This is a genomic window from Azospirillum tabaci, from assembly GCF_014596085.1.
GTDB lineage: Bacteria > Pseudomonadota > Alphaproteobacteria > Azospirillales > Azospirillaceae > Azospirillum > Azospirillum tabaci.
Genome location: NZ_JACCJY010000001.1, coordinates 304,307 through 320,215 on the forward strand (window position 1 = coordinate 304,307; position 15,909 = coordinate 320,215).

Annotated in this window: 13 protein-coding genes; 5 read left to right on the forward strand and 8 right to left on the reverse strand. The window is 70.5% G+C overall.

What is annotated here, in order from left to right; translation table 11 throughout:
- Positions 1-155: 155 nt before the first annotated feature.
- Together H0B54_RS01460 and H0B54_RS01465 are read left to right on the forward strand one after the other, a co-directional pair.
- Positions 156-2,108, forward strand: a complete 1,953-nt coding sequence (locus tag H0B54_RS01460; protein WP_188258953.1) for a right-handed parallel beta-helix repeat-containing protein — start codon at positions 156-158, stop codon at positions 2,106-2,108.
- 4 nt (positions 2,109-2,112) lie between these two features.
- Entirely contained in the window at positions 2,113-2,715 is a 603-nt protein-coding gene (locus H0B54_RS01465; protein WP_343068874.1) for a demethoxyubiquinone hydroxylase family protein, read from the forward strand.
- A 9-nt stretch (positions 2,716-2,724) separates the two neighbouring features.
- On the opposite strand, the gene H0B54_RS01470 is transcribed toward H0B54_RS01465, so the two are convergent.
- The 8 genes from H0B54_RS01470 to H0B54_RS01505 all read right to left on the reverse strand — a co-directional run bounded on the left by H0B54_RS01470 (position 2,725) and on the right by H0B54_RS01505 (position 13,795).
- On the reverse strand, positions 2,725-3,873 hold the full coding sequence (locus H0B54_RS01470; protein ID WP_188258954.1) for a glycosyltransferase family 4 protein: 1,149 nt from the start codon (positions 3,871-3,873) through the stop codon (positions 2,725-2,727).
- Positions 3,873-5,072, reverse strand: coding sequence for a glycosyltransferase (locus H0B54_RS01475; protein ID WP_188258955.1), 1,200 nt, complete (start codon positions 5,070-5,072; stop codon positions 3,873-3,875). Before H0B54_RS01475 ends, H0B54_RS01470 begins: the two co-directional genes overlap by 1 nt.
- A complete protein-coding gene (locus H0B54_RS01480; RefSeq protein ID WP_188258956.1) occupies positions 5,069-6,328 on the reverse strand; it encodes a glycosyltransferase family 4 protein in 1,260 nt (419 codons plus the stop codon). Before H0B54_RS01480 ends, H0B54_RS01475 begins: the two co-directional genes overlap by 4 nt.
- Positions 6,329-6,334: 6 nt before the next feature.
- Positions 6,335-7,315 carry a GDP-L-fucose synthase family protein gene (locus tag H0B54_RS01485; protein WP_188258957.1) on the reverse strand — a complete coding sequence of 327 codons (981 nt, stop codon included), beginning with the start codon at positions 7,313-7,315 and terminating at the stop codon, positions 6,335-6,337.
- Positions 7,316-7,329: 14 nt separating this feature from the next.
- Complete coding sequence (locus H0B54_RS01490) at positions 7,330-8,328, reverse strand: NAD-dependent epimerase/dehydratase family protein (RefSeq protein ID WP_188258958.1); 999 nt, start codon at positions 8,326-8,328, stop codon at positions 7,330-7,332.
- 22 nt (positions 8,329-8,350) lie between these two features.
- Entirely contained in the window at positions 8,351-9,706 is a 1,356-nt protein-coding gene (locus tag H0B54_RS01495) for a nucleotide sugar dehydrogenase (RefSeq protein ID WP_188258959.1), read from the reverse strand.
- A 230-nt stretch (positions 9,707-9,936) separates the two neighbouring features.
- The gene (locus H0B54_RS01500; RefSeq protein ID WP_188258960.1) at positions 9,937-11,382 is read right to left on the reverse strand and encodes a flippase; all 1,446 of its coding nucleotides are present in this window, start codon (positions 11,380-11,382) and stop codon (positions 9,937-9,939) included.
- 151 nt (positions 11,383-11,533) lie between these two features.
- On the reverse strand, positions 11,534-13,795 hold the full coding sequence (locus tag H0B54_RS01505; RefSeq protein WP_188258961.1) for a GumC family protein: 2,262 nt from the start codon (positions 13,793-13,795) through the stop codon (positions 11,534-11,536).
- A 238-nt stretch (positions 13,796-14,033) separates the two neighbouring features.
- Between H0B54_RS01505 and H0B54_RS01510 the strand changes: the two genes are divergently transcribed.
- The 3 genes from H0B54_RS01510 to H0B54_RS01520 all read left to right on the forward strand — a co-directional run bounded on the left by H0B54_RS01510 (position 14,034) and on the right by H0B54_RS01520 (position 15,850).
- Positions 14,034-14,726, forward strand: a complete 693-nt coding sequence (locus H0B54_RS01510; protein ID WP_188258962.1) for a Crp/Fnr family transcriptional regulator — start codon at positions 14,034-14,036, stop codon at positions 14,724-14,726.
- Between the two features lie 77 nt (positions 14,727-14,803).
- Positions 14,804-14,995, forward strand: coding sequence for a YgaP family membrane protein (locus tag H0B54_RS01515; protein WP_188258963.1), 192 nt, complete (start codon positions 14,804-14,806; stop codon positions 14,993-14,995).
- Between the two features lie 96 nt (positions 14,996-15,091).
- On the forward strand, positions 15,092-15,850 hold the full coding sequence (locus tag H0B54_RS01520; RefSeq protein ID WP_188258964.1) for a helix-turn-helix transcriptional regulator: 759 nt from the start codon (positions 15,092-15,094) through the stop codon (positions 15,848-15,850).
- Positions 15,851-15,909 lie beyond the last annotated feature (59 nt).

Here is a 15,909-nt window from a genome sequence, read left to right on the forward strand (position 1 = left end):
TGCCGGCCCCGGTCGGGTCCCCCCGTCCGGGAGCGCAGACGGCGAGGGCCTCCCGGTCAGGGCTATCCTTGCCGCGCCTTCGAGGCACCCCGTCCGCGCTTTTGCTTCATCCGCCCCCCGCCGCCAGTTTCGCTGGGTTGCGGAACGGAGGTGATATGACGCGCCGGATTTCTGGACTCTTCGCGGGCGGGCTGTTGTGGCTGGTCCTGTTGCTGGCTGGCCCCGACCCGTCCTTCGCGGCGGAGCCGGCGATCCACGTCTCTCCCCAGGGCGACGACCGCTGGTCCGGACGGGCCGCCGCCTCCACCCCGGACGGGCGGGACGGCCCGGTCGCCACGCTGGCCCGCGCGGTGGAGGAGGCGCGCAAGCGCGCCCTGCACCTGATCCTGCTGCGCGGCGGCACCCACCGGCTGACCGACACGGTGACGCTGGGTCCTGAGGATTCCGGGCTGCGCATCGCCGCCTTTCCCGGCGAGACCCCGGTCCTCTCGGGCGGGGAGGTGGTGACGGGCTTCAAGGTGGAGCGGGACGGCGTGGTCTCCGCCCCGCTGGCGCGGGAGCCGGGGCTGGACGTGACCGCCGGCGGGGTGCGGCTGCGCGCGGCGCAGAGCGGCGCCTTCGACCCGCATGACCCGATCCGCAGCGGCTGGTTCGTCGCCCAGCAGACCAAGGGCGGCGGCGACAAGCGGCAGTTCCGCTTTCCGCCCGGCACCGTCCAGGCGGCCTGGGCGGTCCCCGGCGTGCGCGTCCAGGCGCTCGACCGCGAGCGGCAGGCCGACGACATCCGCGGCATCGAGCGCATCGACCGCAACGGCACGCTGGTTCTGGACCGCGACGGCTGGTACCCGTTCCGCGACGGCAGCACCTTCCGCCTGCTCGGCCATCCCGACTTCCTGAAATTCCCCGGCCAGTTCGCCTGGAGCGCCAGGGACCGGCGCCTGCTGCTCCGCCCCCACGACCCGGCGGCCTTCGCCCGCGACGGCGAGGCGGTGGTGGCCCGAACCGCCCCGCTGATCCAGGCGGAGAAGGCGGATTCCATCACCATCGACGGGCTGTCCTTCGCCGATGTGCCCTACAGCGGGGCCGCGGTGCGGCTAGCGGGTGGCACGGGGCACCGCGTCCTGAACAACCGCTTTACCGCCGTCGGCACGGGCGTGCTGCTGGTCGGCGCGTCGGACAGCGAGGTGCGCGGCAACAGCCTGGAGCATCTGGGGCGCAGCGGGATCGAACTCACCCCGGGCAGCGCCGGCAACCGGATCATCGCCAACACCATCCGCCATGTCGGGGAGGTGAACCTCTACAGCGCCGGCATCATGACCGCCGGGGTGACCCGCACGCGGATCGCCCACAACGACATCCGGCACGCCGCGCGCTACGGCATCTCCATGAAGAACTGGAACCCGGAGACGAAGAACGTCGACAACGTGATCGAGTACAACCGCATCCGCGACGTCGGGCGGGAGACCGCCGACCTCGGCGCCATCGAGACGCTGGGGCGCAGCGACATCGACACGAAGCTGGTGATCCGCTTCAACGACATCCGGGGGACCGGCGGGCTGGCCACCGACGCGGCGGGGCGCTGGCTGACGCGCTACAAGGGCTTCGGCGTCTATCTGGACGACCAGACCAACGGCGTGCGGGTGGAAGGCAACTTCCTGGAGGACACCGGCTGGGCGTCGGTCTTCATCCATGGCGGCGACGGCAACCGCGTGGAGAACAACATCGCCGTCCTGACCGACGAGCGCGACCGCTTCCTGCGCTTCGAATGGGTGCCGAAGGCGGGGACGGCGGGCTTCCTGCGCGACAACGAGGCCAGCCGCAACCTCATCCACGCCCGCGTTCCGGTGGAGCAGCTGGTGACCGCGCTGACCGGCGGTGAGTACCGGCTGGAGAACAACATTTTCGACCGGCCGGGCCGCGGCCTGCGCGCGCCGGGGGCGGCCATGGAACGGACGCAGGCGCGCTCCGTTCAAGGAGGCAACCTGCCCGACCCCTATTTCATGAACCCAGCGAAGGACGACTACCGCCTGCGCCCGAACTCCCCCGCCCTGAAGATCGGCTTCCAGGAGCTTCCCTGGTCGCGCATCGGCCCGGAAGGGGCGCGCTGAGCCCGTGGACACCCGGATTCCCTCGCCCAACTCCTCTCCCGAGGCGCCGCCGTCCGCCACCGTCGGGCTGGCGCCGCCCCGCCTCGACCTGTCCGCCCTGCCGCCGCGCATCCTGCGCGAACTGCGCGCCAGCCATGTCGGCGAGACCGTGGCGGTGTGCCTATACGACGGGGTCGCGGGCGCCACCGCCGATCCTGAGGTCCTGCGCTTCGCCGCCTCCCACCGAAGGGTCGAGCGGCGGCACCTGCGGCTGTTCGAGGCGGTCCTGCCGCCGGAGAGGCGCAGCGCGCCGCTGGCCTTCTGGCGCTGGTCGGGCCGGATGATGGGCGGACTGCCGGCCTGGCTCGGCCCGCCCTATTTCTACGCGGTGGTCGCCGGGGTGGAGGCGTGGGTGGACGGCCATTACGCCCGGCAGATCGCCCTGGCGCGGCGGCTCGCCCCCGATCCGGACCTGCTGAACCTGCTGGAGGCCTGCCGTCTCGACGAGCGTCTCCACGCCCGCGATGCCGCCCGGCTGGATCCGGCGCCACCCTGGGCTGCCCGCGCGCTGGCGGGGCTGGCGGTGTTCCTGTCCCGCGTGGGGGTGAGGGCGGCGCGCTGGATATGAGGAGGACGGTCAGCCCATGGCGCGTTTCGGGCGGACGGCGGTTCCGGCGGCTTCGGGCAGCGGGCCGGCGATGCGGTCCAGGAGGGCGTCGAGACCGCTGTGCCCGGCCTCATGGGCGGCGCGGGCGCGGGCGTGGGCCTGTTCGGAGGCGAGCGCCAGCGCGTCGCGGTCCTTGGCCCAGAGGCGCAATGCCGGCAGCACCGCCTGGATGAAATCCCGCTCCTGGGGGACGAGACCGGGACGGGGAATGTCGCTGCCGATGCAGCCGCGGTCATAGGCCAGCACCGGCACGCCCGCCGCCATCGCCTCGAACAGCACCAGCGGCTGCGCCTCGTTGCGGTAGCGGGTGGGGAAGACGAAGACGTCGATGTCGCGGTAGAAGGCCGCCTTGGCATCGTCGTCGACCGGGCCGCGATACTCCACGTCGCCGTCGAAGGCCACCAGCCCCGCCGCGACCAGCGCGTTGTCCATCCGGCCAAGCCCCGGTCCGGCCAGCACGAGCTTGACGTCCACCCCCTCCGACCGCAGGGCGCGCAGCAAGGTGAACAGCGTGTCCAGGCCCTTGTCGGCGCACAGGTTGGACAGGTGGCCGATGCGCAGCGGGCCGGACTTGCCGTGGCGCGGGCGCGGTACCGGCGGGGTAAAGATGGCGTTGGACACGCTCATCGCCGTCCGCGCCGCCGGGTAGAGCGCCTGGAACCGCGCCTGCATGGCGGGGCAGAGCAGCACATGCATGCAGTCCGTGCCGGCGAGGCGGGTCAGCAGGCTCATCCGCCAAGTGGGTTTGGAGATGGTGGCGAAGGAATGGTGGTGCAGCGTGCGTTCATAGCCGAACAGCCGCGCCGTGCCGGCCAGCGCCGCCGTGTAGAAGATCCCCAGCCCTGAATCGACGGGCATGTAGAAGCGCCGTCCGGGGATCGTCGCCCCGGCCGCCAGACGCAGGCCCGCCAGCAGGACGCGCATGGCCTTGGCGGCGTGATAGCGCAGGCCGCCGCCGTTCCAGCCCGGCGACAGGTCCGCGACCTCCACCGTGGCCTCGACCGGACCGCGACTGCGCAGGCGATCCAGCACCAGGGCGGTGACCCGGCTCATCCCGTCCATGGGCGGGGGAAGGCGGCCCGAGACGACGATGTGAGGGGTGTTGCGGCGGTCGGTCATCAGGCTTCGCTTTCACGGGTGCCCTTTCGGGCGCTTTCATCAGTGCTTCGGGCAGCGTCTTTGCGGGCGCCCAGGCTGTGCAGGGCCTTCTCCACGGCCTCCGCGAAAAAGCCGGCGTCGGCCAGCGCCTGGAAGGGCCGTCCGTTGAGGCTGAGGCGGCGCCATTCCGCCTCGTCCGACGCGACGGACAGCATGTGGCGGGCCAATCCCTCCGGGTTGTCGGGCTCGACGATGTGGCCGTTCAGGCCGCTGCGGATCAGCACGTCGCGGGCGCCGCACTGGTCGGACAGGATCGTCGGCACGCCCATCGCCAGCGCCTCGTTCACCACCAGCCCGAACTGCTCCTCCAGCGAGGGCAGCAGCAGGCACAGGGTGGAGCCCAGCGTCTCCGCGATCCCCTTCTCCTGAAGGAAGCCGCGGAAGAGGATGTGCCCCTCCAGCCCGCGCCTGGCGACCTCCGCCCGCAGGTCGGCCTCCAGCGGGCCGGAGCCGCAGAGGTGCAGGGGCCGCGCCGCCTCTCCCGCCAGCCGGCGGTAGAGGTCGTAGGCCTCGACCGCGCGGAACAGGTTCTTCTTCGGCACGAAGCGGGCGATGATGGTGAAGTGCCGCTCGGCGAAGGGCACGCCGTCGGGCGCCGGGGTCATGCCGGACAGCCGGCGCACCCGCTCCAGCGACAGGGTGTCGTAGCCGATGAACAGCCGGTCCTTGGGCAGGCCGAGGAAGCGGTAGTAGTCGACGGTGCGGTGGCTGCCCCCGATCGCCGCCTGATAGGGCTTGTAGAGCAGGGACTTCAGCGCCTCGCGCCAGAGGACGCGCGGCTTGTCGTCGAACTTGGAGGCGTTCATGTTGACGACGCGCCGGCCCATCAGACGCATCGTCACCGCCAGGGCGAAGACGTCCGGTTCCTCGTAATGGCACAGGAAGACGTGGCTGGCCCCCGCCTTGCGGCACTCGCGCAGCAGGGCGCGGTAGACCTGGAAGGACGGGATGTCCGCCTTGGAGCGCCCGGGGAACAGCGTGACCTTGCGGAAATGCTGCCCCTCCCCGGTGGAGTCCCAGGCGTAGGTGTGGGACTTCGACCCGACCTCCAGTCCGACAACGTCGTAGAGATGGCCGAGCCGTCGGCCAACCGCCTCCAGCCGGTCCATGTGGTAGGGGCCGAACATTTCCCAGGAGAAGACCAGGGCGGGTTTCGTCATGCGTCGTCATTCCCAAGCAGCAGCGTGGCGTAGCGCGCCAGGACGGCGCTGCGGCTGGCGTTGCCCTCCACCCAGGCGCGGCCCCGGCGGCCCATGGCGGCGCTCCGGGCGGGATCGTTCAACAATTCGGCCACGGCCCGCGCCATGGCCTCCGGCGCGTCGGGCGGGGTGCGCAGGAAGGCATCGATCTCCGTCCCCAGCCGGTCGAGCGCCGAGCCCGGCAGGCAGGTGCAGACGAAGGGCCGCCCGGCGGACAGGATGGTCACCGCCTTGCCCGGCATGGCGAAGGCCGCCCCCTCCGGGCGCTGCGGCACCAGATGCACGTCGCCCGCCGCCAACCCCTCGGCGAGCTGGTCGGACGGAATCAGGGGGGCGAACTCCACGTTGGGCAGCGCCATCGCCTTGGCCTGGGCCTTCAGCTCCTCCTCCAGCCCGCCCTGGCCGCGCAGCAGCACGCGGGCGTCGGGGCGCAGCGCGTGCAGGTGGCGGGCCATCTCCAGCACTTGGTCCAGCCCCTGCTTGCGGGCGAAGGCGCCGCTGTAGAGCACGGTCGGCGGCTGGCCCTCCGGCCGGGGCAGGGGGCGGATGGCGTCGGCGTCGACATGGGGCGGGATCACCGTGATCGGCCGCCGCACGCCGAGATCGCGCAGCACGTCGGCCATCGCCTCCGACAGCACGACGATGCCGTCGGCGCGGTTCAGCGCGGTGCGCTCCACCGCCTGGATGGCCTTCAGCGCGGCCCCGCCGCCCATGCCCAGCGCGCCGGCGAGGCCCGACTGGATGTCATGCACGATGGCGATGTGCCGGCCGCCCGGCGCCCGGAAGCGGTCGGCGACGGCGACGCTGAAGATGGAGGGGCAGAGCGACAGCACCGCCTTGTGCCGCCCGACCCGTCCGCGGGCACGCGCCGCCAGGAAGCCGGCGTGCAGCACCCCCTCGTGGATCAGCCGGGCCTTCATCCCGCCGCCCTTCGGCGGGATGGTGAACAGCCGCTCGATGCGGACCCCATTCACGGTGCGGCGGTCCTCGCCCCCGTCGGCGTAGCCGTCGTAGATGGCCTGCCCCGGATAGTTGGGGCGCGCGGTCAGCACGGTCGTGTCCGTCCCCGCCGCGGCGAAGGCGGTGGCGAGGTCGGTCATCATCGGCGCGCTGCCGGCGGGTTCCGGCCAATAGCTCATCGCCACCAGCAGGACCGATGGCGGCAAGGCGGCCGGGGCCGCAATGTGGGTGCGCAGGGGTGTGGAGTCATCGGGCATCGGCGGTCACTCCGCGGCTTCGCCAGTGGCGTTGCCGATGGTCGCCTTGGGGACCGGCGGGGCGGCGTTCTCCAGGAACCAGCCGTAGGTGCGGCGCAGCCCCTCCTCCAGACCGACCTTGGGCCGCCAGCCGGTGGCGAACAGGCGCGACACGTCCATCAGCTTGCGCGGATGGCCGTCCGGCTTGCTCAGATCCTGGGTCAGCGCCCCCTCGTAGCCGACCACCCCGCGGATCAGCCGGGCCAGATCGCCGATGGCGATGTCCTCGCCCGGGCCGACGTTGATGATGTCCTCCCCGTCGTAGCGTTCCATCAGATGCAGGCAGGCGTCGGCCATGTCGTCCACATAGAGGAACTCGCGCCGCGGCGTGCCGGTGCCCCACAGGGTGACGCTCGGCGCCCGCTCCATCTTCGCGTCATGGAAGCGCCGGATCATGCCGGGGATGGCGTGGGAGCCCTCCGGGTCGAAATGGTCGCCGGGGCCGTAGAGGTTGGACGGCATGGCGCAGATGGCGTTGAAGCCGTACTGCCGCCGGTAGGCCTGGCACTGCGTGATGCCGGCGATCTTGGCGATGGCGTAGGGCTTGTTGGTCGGCTCCAGCGGGCCGGTCAGCAGCGCCTCCTCCTTCAGCGGCTGCTCCGCGAACTTCGGGTAGAGGCAGGAGGAGCCGAGAAACAGCAGCTTCCTCACCCCCGCCCGCCAGGCCGCGTCGATGACGTTGGTCTGGATCAGCAGGTTGTCGCGGATGAAGTCGCCGCCGAAGCGGTCGTTCGCCAGGATGCCGCCGACCTTGGCCGCGGCCAGGATCACGTAGTCGATCTTCTCCCGGTCGAAGAAGGCGCGCACCGCGGCCTGATCGGTCAGGTCCAGCTCGTCGCGGCCGCGAAGCACGAGGTCGCTGTGGCCGGCCTCCACCAGACGGCGGACGATGGCCGAACCGACGAGGCCGCGGTGCCCCGCGACGAAGATGCGGCTGTTTCGCTCCATGGATCTCGGTTCCCTTATTCGGCGGCGCTGGCGATCGGGGCGTCGCCGTCGCGGCTGCGGGCGGCGTACCAGTCCACCACGCCGGGCAGACCGTCCTTCAGCGGGATGCGCGGCGCGTAGCCGAGCGCGGAGAGGCGGGCGATGTCGGGGCTGCGCCGCTGGGTGCCGCCGGGGGCGGGCGGTCCGATCCGGATGTCCGCCACCCGCCCCAGCACGGCGACGATCTGCCGGGCGAGTTCGGCGATGGAGATCTCCTCGGGGTTGCCGACATGGTAGATGCCGAGGTGCGCGCCGCGCTCGATCACCGTCATGATGCCGTCCACCGCGTCGTCGATGTGGACGAAGGCGCGGGTCTGGGTGCCGTCGCCCTGGATGGGGAAGGGCACGAGGACGTCCGGGCTGCGGTCGATGGCGGCCACGGCGCGGCGCACGAACTCCGGCACCACATGCTCCCACCCCATGTCGGGGCCGTAGACGTTGTGCGGGCGGAAGATGGCGACGCGGTCGAAGCCGCTGCGGCCCCAGTTGACCGCCAGAAGCTCCGAGATCAGCTTCGACCCGCCGTAGCTGTAGCGCGGATTCAGCACGTCCGGCACGACCAGCGGGATGTCCTCCGGCGTCGGGACCATCGGCGGTGTCTGGTAGGCCTCGGAGGAGGAGGCCACCACCAGATCGCCCACCCCGTTCGCCCGGCAGGCGTCCAGAACGTTCAGCATGCCGCGCACGCCGACGTCCAGCACCACCTCCGGCTTCTCGTAGAAGTGCTTGGTGCCGTTGACGGCGGCCAGATGCAGCACGCCGTCGACGCCGCGCACCGCCTTGTCCACCGCCGCCGGGTCACGGATGTCGCCCGACACGAACTCGACCGCGTCCACCGCGTCGCCCAGCCGGCGCGGGTGGCCACGGGAGTTGTCGTCGAGAACGCGCACGCGGTGTCCGTCGCGCACCAGCCGGCGCACCAGGGCGGCGCCGATGAAGCCGCTGCCCCCGGTCACGAGATAATGTTTCGGCATTGGGTTTCCTCAGGCAGCAGCGTCAAGCGACATGGGCGAAGCGGGCGGCGCCGTGGCTGCCCAGCGCCACGTAGGCCGTCCCTTCGGGCAGGTCCACCTCGCGGCTGTTGAAGTTGTTCCAGAAGTCGTAGATGACCCCCGGCCGGTCCATGCGCCGCGCCAGATCCGGCAGCGGCATGGAGGTGAAGACCGGATGGTTGTTCAGGATGACGGCGAGGTTGGCGCCCTCCACCGCCTCGGCCATGCTGTTGGCGGGCTCCAGCCCGAAGCCGCGGATGTCGTCCGCCGCCACCACCGCGTCGAAGCCGCGCCAGCGCGCCTTGGGGAAGCGGGTGCGCAACTCCTCGAACAGCGGCTTGGCCATGGTGCCGCGCAGGTCGTCGGTCGCCGGGCGGCCCTTGAAGGCGAGGCCCATCAGGCTGATGGTCGGTTCCTGCGGGAAGCCCTGCATGGAGCCGGTCAGCCGCTCCAGGAAGTGGGAAACCTCAAGCGGCTGGCTTTCGTTGATGCGGCGCCCGGCGGCGGTGATGTCCATCTCCACCCCGAACTCGCGGGCGGATTCGATCAGGATGTGCGGGTCCTTCTCCAGGCAGGGGCCGCCGACCGGGCCGGGCAGCGGAAGCTGCGTGCGCGGGTAGCCCAGCTTGCCCGCCCGCGACACCTCCAGCGCCGACACCTCCATGGCGTTGCACAGCCGGGCGATCTCGTTGGCGAAGGCGAAGGTGACGTCGCGGTAGGTGTTGTCCACCAGCTTGATCATCTCCGCGGTCTCCAGCGTCGAGACCTTGACCGTCGTCGGGGTCAGCATGCCGAAGATCTGCGAGGCGCGGGCCGCCACCTCGACGCTTTCCGCGCCGATGATCTGGGGAAGCTGGTTCAGCTCGATCAGCGCCTGCCCCTCAAGCGTGCGTTCCGGGCAGAAGGCGATGTCGAATCGCTTGCCGGTGCGCCGCAGGATCGGCGCCACCACCTCGCGGGTCGTCCCCAGCTTCACGGTGGAGCGCAGGATGACGAGGTCGCCGTCGTGGATGCAGTCGGCCACCTGGCGGGTCGCCGCCTCGATCATGTCGGTGCGCACGCGGCCGTCGCGGTCGAGCGGGGTGCCCACGGTGATGATGAAGACGGAGCAGTCCCGGCTGCTCGCCGGCGTGCGGCCGAAGGTGAAGCGCCCACGCTCCATCACGCGCCGCAGCGTCTCGGCGAGGCCCGGCTCATGGAAATGGGGGACGCCGCGGGCCAGCTTGTCCAGCACCTCGTCCCGCACTTCAACGCCGTGCACCTGGAACCCCGCATCCGCCATGGCGACGGCGAGCGTCAACCCGACATAGCCGAGCCCGAGCACGCAGACGTTCCGGTCGGGAAAGGACTTTGGGAGCATAGTCTTTCGATCCTGCTTAGTGATTGGAGCATGCATCCAAAGGCGCCGCCATCCGCCACCCGCGCCATGCGCAATCCGAACGTCTTGCAACGCGGCATTGTTCCGGCCCTTCGGGGTGGCGTGAAATGGCTATGCCGTTGATCGGGCATTGTTTTGTTCGTGGTACCCCGGACCGGCGGCAAGGGTGCGTCCGGTCGGCATCCTTCGGGATTCGGGATGAGGCGGGCGCGTCATGCCGCCGCCACGATCAGCCGGCGCAACCGCGACGGGCGGACCAGCCCGGTCAGCAGCGCCGCAAGCGCGTAGACCGCGACCAGCACGCTGCCGCCGATCAGCAGCGCGGGCAGCGGGTGGGCGGGGGCCATCAGCTCCGGCAGCGCGTGGGTCAATCCCATGGTGACCCCCATGGCGAGCGCGCCGCACAGCGCCGCCCGTGCGGCAATCCCGAGATAGAGCTGGCCGACCGCCCGCCGGTGCTGCCAGGCGAGGCCGGTCATGGCGGTCAGCTCCGCGACGATGGTGGCGGCGGCGGAGCCCTCGATCCCGTAGCGCGGGATCAGGATCAGGTTCAGCGCGGCGTTGGTCAGCCCGCCGATCAGGATGGCGGTCATGTAGCCGGTCTGCCGGTGCCAGACGAGCAGCGGGTTGCCCATCGTCAGGTTGATGTGAACGATGGCGACCGCGATCATCAGCAGGCGCAGCGTGTCGGCGGCCGGCGCGTAGGCCGGGCCGAAGACGGTGCCCAGGATGGCCGGCGCCAGGGTGAAGCCGCCGGCCGCGATCAGCGCGCCGATGGACAGGATGGTGGCGGCGTAGTCGCGCATCCGCGCCCGCATCGCCTCGCGGTCGCCATAGGCGGCGGCGAGCTGAGGCATGAAGGCGCTGAGGATGATGTTCCCCGCGGTCAGCGACAGCACCAGCAGCTTGGTCACCGCGGCGTACCAGCCGACCTCCGTCTGCGGCGCCATGAAGCCGAGCATCACCAGATCGAGGTGGGAGAACAGCGCCCAGGCGAAGACGCTGACCGCCATCGGGGCCGAGGTCTTCAAAATTGCCCGCCACTTGGCGAGGTCCAGCCGCGGCCGAGGCATGCGGAAATCGCGGCTGAAGCGGGCGAGCATCAGGGCGGCGTTGAGGACGAAGGAGACGGCGGTGATCCCGGCGGCGATGGCCAGATCGTCCGGCCCGCGCACCAGCACCAGCACGGCCACCATGTTGCCGAGCGACGTGCCGATCTCGCGCACCGCGATGACGCTCATCCGCTCCGTCGCTTGGTAGACGAAGTCGAGCAGCAGCGCGTTGCCCAGCAGCTGCACCGCCTGGACCAGCAGCACCGCCTTGACCAGCGCCGGCTTGTCGAGCTGGAGCACGAACAGGGCGTAGAGTCCGCCGACCAGCACGGCCAGCAGCATCCGCAGGGTCAGCACATGGTCCGCGAGATCGCTCGCCTTCTCCCGGTCGCGGGCGATCTCGCGGACCGCGTAGGTCGACAGGCCCAGATTCACGAACAGCGCGGCGTAGGCCAGCATGGAGGTGCCGAAGCCCAGCACGCCGAACCCGTCCGGTCCGAGCGCGCGCGCGGTCCAGGCCGTGGTGATCAGCCCGCTCAGCAGGGTGGCGACGCGGGCCAGCCCCAGCGCGCGAATGTTCAGGAAGATGCGTCGTCCGGCGGTCATCGGGTCTTTTCGGGTGTGTGGGCGTGTCGTGTCGGAGCCCCCCTCCCGACCGCCCCCCGCTTTCGCAGGGGGAGGAGAAGAGCCCTCCCCTGCGAAAGCGGGGGAGGGTTGGGCGGGGGCCCGAAACCGTCGCTTCTCTCAAGCGCCGCCGTCAGTTCGCGTAATAGCGGCGGTAACCGTGGTAGCGCCCGCTGTCCGGGAACTCGTATTGGGCGTGGCGGCGGATATCGACCTGGGAGAACAGGACTCCGACGACCTCGCCGCCCGCCTCGACGATCTCCTTCAGCCCGGCCATGGCGGTCTCCCGCTTGGTCTTGCCCCAATGCACGATGAAGACCGTCTGGTCGGCCAGCGCCGCCAGCAGCTTGCCCTCCGACACCGCCAGCACCGGCGGGCTGTCCAGGATCACCCGGTCGTATTCCAGCGCCAGCCGCGAGATGAGCTGGTGCATCCGGCTGGATCCCAGCATGTCCTGGGGCAGGGCGGAGCCGCGCCCGGAGGCGATGAAATGCAGGCCGGTGCGCGGGTCGGTCTGGATCACCTCGTTCGGCGCGCATTCGCCGGACAGCACCTCGTACAGGCCGTGCCGGTTCTCCAGCCCCAGCATCGGGTGCAGCCCTTTGCGGCGCATGTCGCAGTCCAGGATGATCGTCTTCTGGCCGGCGTTGGCGCAGATGCGGGCGAAGGCCGCGGCGATCGAACTCTTGCCCTCGCCGGGGACGGAGGAGCTGAACAGGATCACCCGCTGGTGACCGTCCGGGTTGGCGAGCAGCAGGGTGGTGCGCAGGTTCTGCATCGCCTCCGCGAAGGCCGACATCGGCTTGTCGATGGCGTAGGCGGCGGGCGAGGTGCCGCGCCGCCGCCGCCCGATGGCCGGGACGATGCCCAGCGAGCGCACGCCGGTCGCCGATTCGAACTGGTGCGGGCTGCGGAAGCCGCGCTCCGACTGCTCGCGCAGCATCGCCAGCAGCACGCCCAGCGTGGCCGAGGCGACCAGGGCCAGAAGGACGATCATCTTCTTGTCGGGCTGCGACGGGTTCAGGGGGATCGCCGCCTCCGACACGATGCGGGCGTCGGGCTGCTGGATGTCGGTCTGGCCGGCGATCTCCTGGAAGCGGGTCAGCATCGCCTCGTACATGGTCTGCGAGGTCTCGGCGTCGCGTTCCAGCGTGCGCAGGGTCACGTTGGATTCCTGCTGCTGGTTGCGCTGGGCCTGGAGCTGGTCGAGGTTGGCCTTCAGGGCGGCCTCGCGCCCGCGCTCCAGCTCCACCTCGTTGCTCAGGTTCTGGACGATGCGGTTCACGTCGGCCCTGATCTGGCCTTGCAGGTCGCGCAGCTCGCTCTGCAGCGCGGTCAGCGTCGGGTGGCGGGCGCCGTACTTGTTGGCGGCTTCCGCGATCTTGCGCTGAAGCTCGACCTCCTGCTGGCGCAAAGCCTGGATCAGAGGGGAGCCGAGCACGTCGCCGATGGCCGACACGCCGCGCGGGCTCTGCGCCAGGGTGGACACCTCGCGCAGCTTGGCCTCCGCCTCCTGCCGCTTGGTGCGGGCCAGGACGTAGCTGGTGTTCAGCTCTGCCAACTGCTGGGCGATCAGGGTGGTTTCACCGTTGGCGTTGGTCAGGCCGCTTTCGGCGCGGTACTTCTCCGCCGCCTCGCCGGTTGTCTTGGCCTCGCGGCGCAGCTCGGTGATGCGCTCCTCCAGCCAGGCGGTGGCACGCTTGGCCGCCTTGAACTTCTCGTCGAGCTGGTCGACGAGGTACATCTCGCCGATGGTGTTGGCGATGAGCGAGGCCTTGCGCGGGTCCTCGCTGTCGAAATCCACGGCGATGACGTAGGACCGGCCCTGCGGGCGCACCGCCAGATTTTCCAGGAAGGTGTTGACGACCGAGGTCTTCTCATTGGCCGCCTTCTCCTCCGGGCTCAGCGCGATCTCGGGCCGGTCGCCGCGGGCGCTGTTCCACCAGGATTCGGGGATCCAGTTCTTCGGGTTCAGATAGTAGAACCAGTTGGTCTGCTCCGGCCGCAGCGCCGCGTTGAACTCCGGGTCGTTCATCAGGCCGAGCTTGTTGACCACCTTCTCCGCGAAGGCGGGGGATTTCAGGATCGCCACCTCGCTCTGCAGGGCGCCCAGCTCCGTCGAGAGGCCGGAGACGACCTCCTGGTAGTTCATCACCTGATTCTTGCGGTGCTCCACCATGATCAGGGTCTGGGCGGTGTAGAGCGGGGTCATGCGCAGGGCGACGAGACCCGCGATGCCCGTCCCCAGCACGATCACCGTCCCGATCAGCAGCTTGTGGCGCAGCAACATGCCGGTTGTGCGGCGCACCGCGCTGGCCGCCGCGGTCGACAGGTCGAAAGAGACCGGTGCCGCCTGTCGCCGCTGGGGTTGATCCTGAATGTCCTGGGTGGCCAAAGCGGGTTCCTCCTCGCATGCCGAACGGCACCCCGTTCGGGGCGTTACGGTTGCCTAGAACGCCATCGACCGTCAGGCCGTTTCATGCTGCCCGGAGGGCATATGGTGGGGAAGACACGCTCATTGGGTACCCTCCCCGGAGTCGCCATTGGGTGGGGTGGTGTGTGGAGAGGATCTCGGGGTGGACCGGGGAAGTCCCTTCGCGGATAATGGTCATGGTCGATCGAAAGGGGCGGGGATGCTGCCGCAACATCCTGAAAAGGCTGGCGCCGACTGGGCGGGCGCGTTTTCGGCGTTGTCCGCCCTGGAACCCGACGCGCTGGCCGTTCTGCGCACGCAAGGGGCGCGGATGGCGGTGCCGCGCGGCACGGTGCTGTTCCGCATCGGCAGCCTGTGCCACAATTTTCTCATGCTGCTGGACGGAACGGTGCGGGTCCAGATGACCGCCGAGACCGGGCGGGAGATCGTTCTCTACCGCGTCGGGGCGGGCGAAACCTGCATCCTGACCACCACCTGCCTGATGACGCGCGCCGACTACAGCGCCGAGGGGGTGGCGGAAACCGACCTGGACGCCATCGCGCTCGGGGCCGGGGCCTTCCATGAGCTGCTGGCGCGGTCCGCGGTGTTCCGCGACTTCGTCTTCGCCTCCTTCGGCACGCGTCTCCTCGGCATGATGATGCTGGTGGAGGAGGTCGCCTTCGGGCGCATCGACCTGCGGCTGGCCCGCTTCCTGGTCGACCACCGCGACGCGCGCGGCGGGCTGGACACCACCCACCAGACGCTCGCCGTCGAGCTGGGCACGGCGCGCGAGGTGGTCAGCCGCCAGTTGAAAGAGTTCGAGCGGCGCGGCCTCGTGGAGCTGTCGCGCGGCCGCGTCGGGGTGCGCGATCCGGACGCGCTGCTGGCGCTGGAGCGCACGGCCGGCGTGTGACGGAGTCACAGACCGGCGGGCGGAAAGAGGCTTGGATGGGCGCACCAACCGCCCACCCCAGTCCTCAAGGTGCATCCATGCCCATCAACGTCGGCACCATCGACCGCGCGCTGCGCGCCATCGTCGGCTTCGTCCTGATCGCCCTCGTCTTCGTCGGCCCGCAGTCCCCCTGGGGTTGGATCGGCCTCGTCCCGTTGCTGACCGCGGTGGTCGGCTTCTGCCCGGCCTACACCCTGTTCGGCGTGAGGAGCTGCCCGATCAAGAAATGAGGGGCCGGGGGCAAGGCGCATGGCGCCAAGCCGACCCCCCTCCGCCGCCCCTTTCGGCGGGTGGCCGGCGCGCCCGGTTTCGGTTATAGAAAGGGGATGTCCACATCGCCGCGCCTGAGCATCGATGTCCGCAGTTACGGGGCGGCGCACAGCGCCCACCGGCATGATTTCGCTCAACTCGTCCTGCCGTTGAGCGGCGCCCTGGACATCGACATCGCCGGAAAGGGCGGCCGTCTCGGGCCATGCCGGGCGGCGTTCGTCGAAGCCGGCTCCTCGCATTCTCAGACGAGCGACGGGCCGAACCGCTCGCTCATCCTGGATCTCGACCCCGCTATCCTGGAACCGGCGATCGGCGACCGGCTGATCAGCCATCCCTTCGTCGCGCTGACCCCGGTGGCCGGCAAGCTGATCGACTACATGGGCCTGATGGTGGGAAGCGGCGGCGTGTCGGCTCACAACCTCCGCCTCTGGGTGCCCTTGCTGCTCGACGCGCTCGCGGAGGAACCGGCGCGCTCCCGGTCGAGGCTTGGGAGCCTGCTGGCCGCGGTCGAGCCCGACCTCGCGAAGCCGTGGACCGCCGAGACGATGGCCGAGCGGGCCTGCATGAGCGTCAGCCGGCTGCATGCCCTGTTCCGCGCCGAACTGGACACCACACCGCGCGCGTGGCTCGCGGAGGCCCGGCTGAAACGGGCGTGCGGCTGGCTCGCGCGGTCGGACCTGCCGATCGCGGAGATCGCCTACCGCGCCGGCTACGCCGACCAGAGCGCGTTCACACGGGCGATGCGGCGGGCCACCGGCCTGACCCCGGCGGCCTACCGGCGCCAAAGCCGCGAGACCCGGCACAAAAGTCCGTAGCCTGGGACAAGAAGACAATCGCGTCCCATGGCATCCTTGCCCCGGAAACCAGTGAGGGT